The following is an 11567-nucleotide window of genomic DNA, read 5'->3' on the forward strand; positions in this document are numbered from 1 at the left end:
CTCCCCCCAATTCTCCCCCCAATTCTCCCCCCTTTCAAAGGGGGGCTGGGGGGGATGGGGGCTGGGGGGGATGGGGGCTGGGGGGGATCGAAGGGAGACAATGGTGGATCGTCCAGATCTCATTGGAGAGAAAACCGCTATCAGGCGATCGCGATCGGGGGTATACCCACCATGAATGACGTTTCAAACATTTCGAGTCACGGCTATCAACCCCTGGGAGAACTCGGTCACAACTCCCTCGGGGGCCGCGTCACCTATCTCGCCGAACACCGTCAAAGCAAAGAAAAAGTCGTCATCAAACAATTTCAGTTTGCCACGGGAAATTCAAGTTGGTCAGAATACGACAGCTACCAACAAGAAATTAAAGTTCTCAAAAGCCTCAACCATCCGGGAATTCCTTGCTATTTAGACTCCTTTCAAACCCCCGACGGCTTCTGTATGGTTCAGGAGTACATCGACGCCCCGTCCGCCGCCACCCGCCGCAGTTGGACGCCGGAACAAATTAAAGCGATCGCCCTCTCCACCCTCAAAATTCTCGTCTATTTGCAATCTCGGCATCCCTCAATTATCCACCGAGATATCAAACCAGAAAATATCCTGATCGACGATAACTTAAACGTGTATTTGGTGGATTTCGGTTTCGCCCGACTCGGCGGCGGAGACATCGCAGCCAGCAGCGTGGTCAAGGGGACGATGGGTTTTATGCCGCCGGAACAACTATTCAACCGGCGCCTCACCAACGCCTCGGATTTGTACGCATTGGGGGCGACATTAATTTGTTTGCTGACGGGAATCAAATCCGCCGATATCGGCAGTTTAATTGATGCGGATTATCGAGTCCACTTCCGCCACCTAATCCCGCCCCAAAAACGGGGTTGGCTGAACTGGTTGGAAAAAATGGTCGAACCGAAAGTGGGCGATCGTTTTGCCAATGCCTCCGAAGCTTTAGCCGTCCTCAAACCCTTGAATGTTTCTCGCCTTCCCCGAGTTCGCCTGGAACACCAAAAACTGACATTGACAGCCGAAGAATGGGGCGAAAAAGTCAGCCAAACTATCCAAATCACCAATCCGGTTCCCGACACCGTTTTATCCGGTCGCTGGGAAGTCGCTCCCCACCCCTCCGACCCGCCCCATACCCCCTACGACCACCCCTATATTTCCTTCACGCCTCCGAAATTTGAGGTCAATCAAATCACCTGTACTGTCACCGTTGATACCCGGCAATTATTAATGGGAGAAACCTATCAACGTCAGATTTTGCTGCGGACTAATTCCGACCCGGAAGTCTGTCCGGTGGATGTGGAAATTAAAACTCAGGAGAATTTAGGGTTTTTTGACCATATCAAAGAATTCTCGTCTTCGAGATTTTTGGCAATTTTATTATCCGCAATTTTTGGATTCGTGAGTGTGGAAGCACTAACCCGGATTGAAAATATCTCGGTTCGAGATATATGCTTGGCTTCATTTTTATTCATTTTTTTCATGGCAATTTTTGTCAATGAGAAACTGGGGTTTTCGGAAAAATATCCTATTTTTGATAGGCTTCCCCCCGACTACACAGGAATTATGAAATCAGTTTATACTTTATTTTGTGGAATTTTTGGAGGCATCACTTTTGGCTTGCTGTTCGTGGTATTTTTGATGCAATTATATGAATCTTATTCCCTTTCATTTTTATATTTTATATTGGGCATGACTTTGGGGATGAGAGTTGCCATTTCTGGAATGCAAAAGTTCTTTTTGGTGGTGGGTATAATTATTTACTTTTTGATTGGAAGTCTGCTTTTTTTAGTGGACTTCATTGATCAGGGAACTCAGTTTCCTGAATATTCGATAGGGTTCCTGGTATTATTGGCAATATTTCACGGCACATTTTACTGTTTTTATTGGCTGTTAAGAGCGATGATAAGAATGAGCTTGTGTCGTCGTAATAAAATTGTCAAGAACCCCAATTTATTCGCCTTAATGACTGTCATTTACTTCGTCAGTATCGGTGCATTTTTGCGACTCATATTCAGCATTATAAAACATTTTAGTCTGAATGCATTAATGGAAATTTTTGGACTTTTGGCGGTCGGATTTTTGGCTGTTTCGATGACGCTGTTACCCTTGCTGAATATCATCCTATTCAAACCCCTGAAAACCCTCAAGCAATACCGTAAACTCCAACCCACCTTAATCAAACCATGAACGAATTCCCCGATTTCTCCAACTACGGCTACCAAGTGACCCGCGAACTCGGACACAACCGAGCCGGGGGTCGCGTCACCTATCTTGCCCGAGAAATTAACGGCGATATCCCCGTCGTCGTCAAACAGTTTCAGTTCGCCCGAATTGAAGCCAGTTGGACGGACTACCACACCTACGATCGCGAAATTGAAGTGCTGCGGGAACTCGAACATCCCCACATCCCCCGCTATCTGGACTCCTTCCAAACCCCCGACGGGTTTTGTATGGTTCAAGAGTACAAAAATGCCCCCTCTTTGGCGGAGTTAAAACCGTGGACTCCCCAGGAAGTCAAACAAATCGCCCTCTCGGTTTTGGACATTCTCAAATACTTGCAAAATCGCATCCCTCCCGTCATCCACCGGGACTTGAAACCCGAAAATATATTGGTGGGCGATCGCATGGATGTCAGTTTAGTCGATTTCGGATTCGCCCGCTTGGGGGGTGGCGAAGTGGCGGTGAGTAGCGTGGTGAAGGGGACGCTGGGATTTATGCCGCCGGAACAGATGTTCAACCGCCAACTAACCCAGGCTTCCGATCTCTACAGTTTGGGGGCGACATTAATTTGTTTGTTAACCGGAATCCCCTCGACGGAAGTGGGATTGTTGATGGATGACGGCGGACGGATTCAGTTTGAAAATCGGGTTCCTCATTTGAGTCCAGGGTTTATCAATTGGCTGAAAAAAATGGTCGAACCCAATTACAACGATCGCTATCCCAACGCCGAAACCGCCCTGCAATCGTTGATTCCCATCGAGGTTTTGCGTCCCCCTCAACTTGCCAAACAAATTTGGGCGATCGCACTTTATCTGACTGGCATTTTGATGTTCGCCGGACTCGGATTTGCTTACTATAAAACTTACTCAAATTCTCTCAAACCGACCCCATCTCCGCCACCGGAACCCCTCTCACTCCCGGTGACTCTCAAAGCGGATGGAAATTATCTGGCTTTTGACCAAAATCAACTCTCTTTTGCCGGAGGAAGTTGGGCGAGAGTTTATTTTTCGGTCGATTTATCCTCACTGCCCGAAAAACAATATACCACAAGCTGTCAATTATTGAACCGACAAGGTCAACTTGTGGCAATGGGACAATCCACACTACGGCTCTCTCCTTCTCAACCCCAGGTTTCGTGTTTTTATAAATTTTATCCAAACGCATCTTCTGAAACTTGGACTTTTAAGTTTTTTGTCGATGGAAAATTAGTCGCCCAAAAAGCATTAAAAGTTGTCGATTATGAATGAAGGTATAGGACTCGGATTGGAGATAAGGATTCAATAATTGCCATTCAAAGCCCCCAGAATACAGAGTTGGGGGCGAGATGTTTTTCAAATGTATTAATCTAGAGTTTTGCTTCCCGGAGGACAACTGATTTTATCCCCAAATCTTTGCGGTAGTTCCGATCGGGATGAATCACCCATTTCACTTTGACAAATCAAACCGACCGGTCGCTTCTCTAATGAGTCGGGATCGATAATTAGGAAGACTGCCCCAAAATAACTGGGTTGATATTGGGGTTGCTTCGATTGGGCGATCATAAAAATGCGATCGCCCGGAGGTTCGGGAAGGGGATAGCTAACGGATTGAACGGGAACCATCGGCTCTAAAATCTGATAACTATAATCATCAGTTTCCGGCTTTATACCCAATTGTAGTTCCTCTAAATTGAAGGTAAATTCGCCGTTTTCTACAAAGTAAACTGTCTGACCTTTGACCAGGGTACGGATGTACTGTATCCCTTCTTTAGAGGTTACTTTTTCGGGAGTATTTTTTGGGAAAAAACAGTGACATTCAAAGTCGTAAAATGGTAAAATTAGACTGATTAAAGCGCCGGAGTAAATCGACAGTTTGACCCAGTTATTCATTTTCGCCATTCCCACTCGCTTATTTCCAGTTTAACACAGCCCTTGGTCAGGGCAGGTATCGGCAGCAGAGGAACCATCTGTCACCCCCAAAAAAAAATTCACCCCCCAACTGTTCAAAAACAGGGGGGGGTGGGGAAAAGCCGGATGGGTACTGTCGTTTCATAACCCTCAACGAGTCGGATCTTTTTCTCGGCGGTCCGACGCTTCCCCGAACCGATCCATCCATTCCAGCAGACGCCGGGAAACTTGCAGTTTTCCGTTGAGAATTTCGTCGGAGATTAATAAGGCTCCCAACAGGAGGCCGAGTGATAAGATATCCATGAATTGTGATTTGACTAGACCGTACAGTTTAAATCGATGGTTTTAGGATAGACCGTACAGTATGATTTTGTCAACCCCACCTCCACCCCAATTTGTAGTACAAAAATTATTGTACTACAAAATCGGAATTTTTTTAAGTATCCGTGTGGGGGACACCCGAGGCGGAACCCGACGAACTCCCCTCGCCGATCAGTTCCACCCGAACGCAGCAGCGAATCCCGAGCGATCGCTCCAACGCCTGTTCCAAATTAGGAATTTTGTCCTGGATCATCTTCAGCAGCGTCCGACTCGTCACCCCGATGCGAGTCTCATCGGGGCTCAACTCCAACAGCGTCCCCTGCTGCCGCAACAGCGTCTGAGTCCCGAGGGGTTTGACGTTGGCCAAAATTTCCTGCCACAAATCGTCCGACTTTTCGCAGGGAATGAAGCCGAGTTCCCCGGTATCCCCCTCCTCCTTGAGGTGAACCAGGCGGCAAAATCGCGCTTCAAATCCCAAGGTTTTCACCTCCGCAAATAACTCCGGGAGCATCCCCGGCAAACTCCAATAGCGGTTGGGCACTTCCACCTCCAAACGTGCGATCGGTTTATCCGTGGTAAAATAAATGCCGACCGGCACCCCCGCACTGATATCAACCGCCTCCGATTCGTCCTCGGCAGAGGTGAGGGAGCAGCGTTCTAAACAGGCTTTCAACTGTTCAAATTTTTCCCGATATTCAAATAACGAAAAACCGATCATGATCACCGTATCTCCCCGCTGCAAACGCCGTCCCTGGGTGACGCATCCGAGGTGGTGGCGGATGTGGCGGATCGCCTCCGATCGCAGCGATTGTTCGGCGTAGATCGAATTGCCGTTGTGTTCGTGGGAATCCATCCGAGACAGGAACCGAGTCAAATCCCGTTGGATGGTAATTTTGTATTGAAACAGCCGGTCACGTTCTTCTTGTAACTGCTCTATCTCCTGTTCAAGTTGTAAATTTTTATCCTCCGCTTTCTTCAATTTTTTGGCGGTCAAATTGTAGTTTTGAGACAGGGAATTTAACTGTTGTCCCATCTCTTCGCGAATCCGAAAATATTCTCGGATCAGAGCGATCGCCACTTGGGGGGAGTCGAATTCAAACCAGTCCCCTTGAATGCGGTGGGAGGACAACATTTGGTGCAGTTGCGCCTCGTCCTGCTGCGATCGCGACGACGGGAACAACTCGACAACTTTAACGGGATAGGGAAACCGATCGGACACCAGTTGATCGCGGACGTAAGATTCCCGAGATGCCAAGATTTTAAAGCGTCGGATCGTGTCGGCGTAAAACAAATAAATATAAGCTTCCGAGTCCATCATGGTAGTTATCCTGAGTTGAAGATATGACGAAATTGCTGGATGGGAAAGGGACCCAGGCCGGAACGAGGTATTTTTTTTAATAAAAGTGAGAAGGTCGTCAGATTCGATCTTCAGCGTGCAGCATCCAATATCCGACAAAAATAACACGTTTATATCCCGATCGCCGAGCCGGCTCAAAACTCGCGGGGGACAAGGCACAAACGGCGATCGCGGGGAAGTGGAAAGGCCTTTTCATCTGCCACGTCGGCTTCCGGACCCGTCCGCTCTCGAGGGTTGAAACATGGGGGGACGCTCCGGGGCGAGAATCGAAAAATGTGGGAGAATCGCTCCGATGTTTTGTGGGGGAGTATGCCGCCGACTTTTTGACGACCGTCCGACCGGAAAATTTTCCCTTTCTGACGCGAATCGATCGGATTTTAACCCGGAACACGATCGCGGCCGGATTCCTGACAACGGCCCGATTTGGGGCCAATTTCGACCCCCAAACCGTTAATTGACCCCGAGACCCCCGGTCTCGGGCTGTCATCTTTCCCGGGACAGAATGTCGGGGGCGAGAAAAAATTTCGATCTCTCGAACTCCCTTCCACCGCGCCATCCGGCTACCGGTCGCGATTTCCAATCGGCCCTATCAGGACAACTGATTTAACATTTCTTAATATACCGTTATAATGGGTCGTGATGGCAAGCGAGCAAAGGGAATGGTACAGGCTTTGTTTGGAAGCACTCCGATTCAGGCTCAAAGTGGCGATCGCCTCGTCAGCAAGGTTGTCGGGGCTGCGATCGCCGCGTTGTTCAAGCGTTCCGACAAGGTTGAAGCCAACGTCCGTGCCGAACCCGTAGCCAAGCTGTTACAGGGAAGCGTAGACGGATTTGACTTCATCGGCAACGGAATGCTGATGTACAACGGCCTGCGAATCGCGGTCATGGAACTCTATCTACAAGCCGTTTCGATCGACTTCAGCGCCATATTTGCCGGCCAAGTCAAGCTGCGGCAGCCCACCCAGGCGGTGATGCGGGTCGTCTTGACGGAAGACGATCTGACGGCTTCTTTCAACACGCCCTTCATTGTGGAGAAACTGCAGCGACTGCAGTACGAGGGTCAGCCCCTGCAATTCAACCAGACGGAAATGACCGTAACGCCGGACAAAACCCTGGCCTTCGAGTCCCACGTCCGCATCGGCGACGCCCGCCACCTGACCGCCGTGGACTTTTCCGCCGAAATTGAAGTGGAAAACCGCCGTAAAATCCAGTTTGTCAACGTCAAGTACGGGGGAGACGAAGACTCCCAAAACCTGGCGAAGGCACTGATCGACCACGTCAACAACCTGCTCGATCTCGACAAATTCGCCCTGGAGGGCACGCAACTGCGGGTCGATCGGGTCAGGATTCAAAAGGACGCGCTCGTATTTTACGGCTCGGCCCGGATCGACCATTTCCCGAAAGGAAAGAAGCGCTAATTCGAGTTCCCGCCCGGCCGCGATCGCGTCTGGGAGGCGGGAATCCGAGTTTTTTATGAGCTTTGCTCCTCGTCCTTATCCACCTTGGGGATAAAATCGGGGCGGTCCTTACCCTCCCAACCGGGCGGTCGCTTGGAATTGTACCAGGCGATCGAACCGATGCTGACGGCGGCAATGAAGCCGACGACGAGAACGGCGGCCGGAATCCAAAGGGAATTTTCCATAACTGGAGATCTCCTCAAGCTTCATCAAGTTTTTAGCATTATCTCATCCATCGGAACTTAAGAAAGGATTGACAATTATCAATTATCAATTATCAATTATCTTTTAATTGATGTCGCCGAGGAGAGAACTCCCCATGCCACCCTGGGTTGCCGGACTACTGATCGTGACGGGAAGCTTTGGCCTCGGCGCCGTTCCCCTCACCCGCTGGATCGTCAAATTGATGGCGGGAATCGACCTGGCTCGGGAAGGGACCGGCAACGTGGGGGTAGCCGCGGCCTTCACCCAGGCCGGAAAACCCGCCGGCATCGCCGCCGCCCTCGCCGAGGCCCTCAGAGGCGCCGCCCCGGTGCTGGCAGCCCGGTGGCTGATCCCCTACCAGTGGCAGGCGATCGCCATTGTGGCCCTGACCGTCCTGGTGGCCGGCCGCTACTTCGTCGCCCGGGGCGGCGGCGTCACCAACGCCACTTGGGGAGTCCTCGTCTATTCCCCCCCCGTCGCCATTTCTGCCGCCATGACCGGGGTGCTACTGTGGCGCTTGGGGCTGGCGGTCGAGCCGAGTCAACCCACGCGGGCGAGGCTGCGGGCCATGCGACTGGGCTGTTTGAGCGGCCCGGTTTGGCTGTGGCTGTGGCATCAGTTTCCCAAAGAACGGCCCCTGTCCGAGGGGGAACTCCCGGCCGCGACCGCCCTGGCCGTCGTCTTGGTCCTGATCAACCTCCGCCAGGGAGACGATTTCGGATTGTATATGAAACAGCAATTGCTATCTCTCAACGATCTCCTCGACATCGACGCCTGCGGGGAAAAAGCCACCCGCCTGAGTCAACTCAAGCAAGCGGGGTTCAAAGTCCCCTCCGGGTGGGTGCTGCCGGCGATGGGAACCGAAGCCATCGCCCGGGACAACCAGTCCCAGCACCAAGATCAAATCCACTACTTCCAACTCCCCACCCCCAACACCGAATATCCCCTGATCGTGCGCTCCTCCGCCCTGGGGGAAGACGGCGAAACCAGCTCCGCCGCGGGGCAGTACGCCACCATCGGCCCCGTCACCACCGAGGACCAGTTGCGGGAGGCGATCGTCCGCTGCCGAGAATCCTACTGGAGCCCCGAAGCCGCAGCCTACCGCCGACAGCGACACCTCGACGACACCGGCATCGCCGTGCTGATCCAACCCTACATCAGCGCCCAGGTGTCCGGGGTGATGTTCACCCGCAACCCCCTCGACGGGGGGCCCCAGGTGGTGGTGGAAGCCCTGCCCGGGGGGGGTGGTGTCGTGGTGGGCGGGCGCGAGACCCCCCTGCACGTCGAAATCGACACGGAGACCGAAACCGCCACCCACGAGAGTTTGAACCGGGTGGAAGAGGGGGAAAATTCCCTGCTGCCGCGATCGGTGCTGGCCGACCTGGTGGGACAGGCTCAAGCCCTGGAAGCCTTTTACCACGGTTTGCCCCAGGATATCGAGTGGATTTGGGACGGGGAACAGATTTGGCTGTTGCAGTCCCGCCCCATCACCAACCTGCGCCCGATCTGGACCCGCACCATTGCCGCCGAGGTGATCCCCGGCACCATCCCCCCCCTCACCTGGTCGATCAACCGCCCCCTCACCTGCGGCGTGTGGGGGGAAATTTTTACCCTGGTGCTCGGCAATAAGGCGGCGGAACTCGACTTCGCCGAGACAGCCACCCTCCTCGGTTCCCACGCCTATTTCAACGCCACCCTGCTGGGGGAAATTTTTCGGATGATGGGCCTGCCGGAACGGGGTCTGGAGTTCCTGCTGCGGGGGGAGAAGATGGGCAAACCGCCCCTGAAAACCATGCTGGCCTCCCTGCCGGGACTGTGGCTGTTGGTGCAGCGGGAGCGCGGCCTGGTGTCCGAGTTTCGGCGCGATCGCCGGCAACTGTTCGACCCGACTTTAGAGCAGTTGGAAGCCGAATCCGACCCCCGGACTCAAATTCCCGATTCCCTGTCCCTGCCACAATTGAAACAGCGGGTGGAGCGGATTCGGGAGGTGCTCAAACCGGCCACCTATTACAACATCGTCGGGCCCATCGGGTTGGCGGTGCGGCGATCGCTGTTTCGGGTGCCGGAGGAGTGGCTGCCGGTGGAGGACGCGCCGGAAGTGGCCTCGATGCGGGAATTGCAGGCGATCGCCGACCGCCTGCCAGAACGGTCGAACCTGCAAGTTATCGAGGGACAGTTCGCTGAAAATTCCCAATTGCAGGAACAATTCTCCCGGTGGCTGCGGCGGCACGGGTATCTCAGCGAGGTGGGGACGGATATTTCCGTGGCGACCTGGGGGGAACAGCCGGAGACGTTCCGCCAGATGCTGCTGACGATGGCGCAAAATCCGGCCGGCGGTACGGATCGGAACGTGGGGGGGTTGAATCTGTGGCAGCAGTGGCGGTTGGCCCAGTGTCGGGAGCGGGCCGTCGTCAAGGGTGAAATTGCGGAAGTTTACGGGAAGTTGCTGGCTCACCTGCGGCGGACGTTTTTGGCGATGGAGGCGAAAGCCCTGGAGGAGAAGGTATTGCGTCAACCGGGGGATATTTTCTTTTTGGAATGGCCGGAAATACAGGGTTGGAGCGACGGCGGCGACGGCGGGGAACTCGCGGAAATCGTCAAACGGCGACGGCAGGAATACGACCGCGATCGCGATCGCTCCGTCCCCCCCGTGGTGTACGGCAATTTGCTCCCGGAACCCCGGGAAAAACCCCGGGAAGGGCGATCGCTCCTCCGCGGCATCCCGGCCAGCGTCGGGCGCGTGGAGGGGCGCGTCCGCGTCTGCCGCAGCCTCGCCGAGGGGTTGGGTGACGGGGGAGAAAAGCCGATTTTGGTCGTCCCCTACACTGATGCCGGCTGGGCTCCGCTGCTGGTGGGGGCCGGGGCGATCGTCGCTGAAGTCGGGGGCCAGTTGTCCCACGGCGCGATCGTCGCCCGGGAATACGGCATTCCGGCGGTGATGAACGTCTCGGAGGCTATGTCCTACCTCAAAACCGGCCAGCGGGTGCGGGTGGACGGCTACCGGGGCACCGTGGAGATTTTGAAAGATTAGGATTGCTGATCAATAGAGGAGAGCCGATGGAACGAGTGTTGGAACCGGAAGTGATGGACACTTGGGAAGAAGCCGTCGAATACGATTCGATGGACTTTGTAGAGGTCAATACCGCCTTTGCCGAACGGGCGATCGCCCTAGGTCCGACATCGGCGGCCGCGGTGTTGGATGCCGGGACGGGGACGGCCCGAATTCCGATCGCGATCGCCCAACGAAAGCCGGACTGGAAAATAATCGCCATCGACCTCTCCGAAAATATGCTCAAAATCGGCGATCGCAACGTCGCCGCCGCCGGACTCCCACATCAGATCCAACTGGCCTGGGTGGATGCCAAACAGTTGCCCTACGAAACCGGACAATTCGATTTTGTCATCTCCAACAGCATCGTCCACCACCTCCCCGACCCCCTGCCCTTTTTTCGGGAATTGAACCGGGTATTGAAACCGGGGGGCGGCATCTTCCTGCGGGACCTGCTGCGTCCCGCAGACGAACTCACCCGCGACCGCCTCGTCGAAGAATACGCGGGGGAGAGCACCGATCGCCAAAAACAGCTCTTTCGGGACTCCCTGCACGCCGCCTTTACCGTCGAAGAAGTGCGACGGATGGCCGGGGAAGCGGGGTTGGCCGATTTGAACATTTACCCGTCGAGCGATCGCCACTGGACCGCCGAACGACCCTGGACAAGCCGATCGGCACTTCCCGGCATCGGCCGCACCCGACGGAAACTTTCCGAGCCAAAACCGATTGAGAGTTCCCCGAGCCGCCTATAGTAGACGGGGGGGTGCGATTCGTTCGGGAACGAAATCGGGCTGAAATGCCTTAAATAACCTCCCGGTAAGGCTTTCATCCCCTCGGATGAATATAAGGGATGCACCCCTGACCAGCCTTATAACTATCTGTATGTTCCTAAGTTTGGTATCACAGGATACTAAATGAGGTCGGAACTCTCAGGGTCAAAGAAAATCAGTGATACAAGTTTCTTATACAAGAAATAAGTAAAACTGATAATCTAAGAGAGGAGGCGATAGCCACCCCCAGTTTTAGGATTCACAACCCTAGGATTGAAGCGGGGAACGGAAGGCGGTGAG

Annotated in this window: 9 protein-coding genes; 5 read left to right on the forward strand and 4 right to left on the reverse strand. The window is 53.8% G+C overall.

The genetic code is table 11. The annotated features are described in order from the left end of the window. Window positions 1–171: 171 nt before the first annotated feature. Together AC0QHF_RS01725 and AC0QHF_RS01730 are read left to right on the forward strand one after the other, a co-directional pair. A complete protein-coding gene (locus tag AC0QHF_RS01725; protein WP_324702458.1) occupies window positions 172–2190 on the forward strand; it encodes a protein kinase domain-containing protein in 2019 nt (672 codons plus the stop codon). Further along, window positions 2187–3470 (forward strand): serine/threonine protein kinase, encoded by a 1284-nt coding sequence (locus AC0QHF_RS01730; RefSeq protein WP_324702459.1) that lies wholly within the window; start codon window positions 2187–2189, stop codon window positions 3468–3470. Before AC0QHF_RS01725 ends, AC0QHF_RS01730 begins: the two co-directional genes overlap by 4 nt. A 93-nt stretch (window positions 3471–3563) precedes the next feature. Here the strand turns inward: AC0QHF_RS01730 and AC0QHF_RS01735 are convergent, their stop codons facing one another. From AC0QHF_RS01735 to AC0QHF_RS01745, 3 genes are all read right to left on the reverse strand, one after another. After that, window positions 3564–4091, reverse strand: coding sequence for a type IV pilin-like G/H family protein (locus tag AC0QHF_RS01735; protein ID WP_324702460.1), 528 nt, complete (start codon window positions 4089–4091; stop codon window positions 3564–3566). 168 nt (window positions 4092–4259) lie between these two features. After that, window positions 4260–4412, reverse strand: a complete 153-nt coding sequence (locus AC0QHF_RS01740; RefSeq protein WP_324702461.1) for a hypothetical protein — start codon at window positions 4410–4412, stop codon at window positions 4260–4262. Between the two features lie 133 nt (window positions 4413–4545). Beyond that, a complete protein-coding gene (locus AC0QHF_RS01745) occupies window positions 4546–5748 on the reverse strand; it encodes a GIY-YIG nuclease family protein (RefSeq protein ID WP_324702462.1) in 1203 nt (400 codons plus the stop codon). Between the two features lie 698 nt (window positions 5749–6446). On the opposite strand from AC0QHF_RS01745, the gene AC0QHF_RS01750 reads away from it, so the two are divergent. Next, the gene (locus AC0QHF_RS01750; protein WP_324702463.1) at window positions 6447–7205 is read left to right on the forward strand and encodes an LmeA family phospholipid-binding protein; all 759 of its coding nucleotides are present in this window, start codon (window positions 6447–6449) and stop codon (window positions 7203–7205) included. A gap of 53 nt (window positions 7206–7258) precedes the next feature. Here AC0QHF_RS01750 and psb35 read toward each other — a convergent pair whose 3' ends face one another. Further along, the gene (psb35, locus tag AC0QHF_RS01755; RefSeq protein ID WP_324702464.1) at window positions 7259–7429 is read right to left on the reverse strand and encodes a photosystem II assembly protein Psb35; all 171 of its coding nucleotides are present in this window, start codon (window positions 7427–7429) and stop codon (window positions 7259–7261) included. A gap of 134 nt (window positions 7430–7563) precedes the next feature. Here psb35 and AC0QHF_RS01760 point away from each other — a divergent pair, with 134 nt between their 5' ends. Both AC0QHF_RS01760 and AC0QHF_RS01765 read left to right on the forward strand, forming a co-directional pair. Beyond that, on the forward strand, window positions 7564–10479 hold the full coding sequence (locus AC0QHF_RS01760) for a glycerol-3-phosphate acyltransferase (RefSeq protein ID WP_324702465.1): 2916 nt from the start codon (window positions 7564–7566) through the stop codon (window positions 10477–10479). Between the two features lie 26 nt (window positions 10480–10505). Continuing rightward, the gene (locus AC0QHF_RS01765; RefSeq protein WP_324702466.1) at window positions 10506–11249 is read left to right on the forward strand and encodes a class I SAM-dependent methyltransferase; all 744 of its coding nucleotides are present in this window, start codon (window positions 10506–10508) and stop codon (window positions 11247–11249) included. Window positions 11250–11567 lie beyond the last annotated feature (318 nt).

The sequence above is a fragment of the Lyngbya sp. CCY1209 genome, from assembly GCF_055795065.1.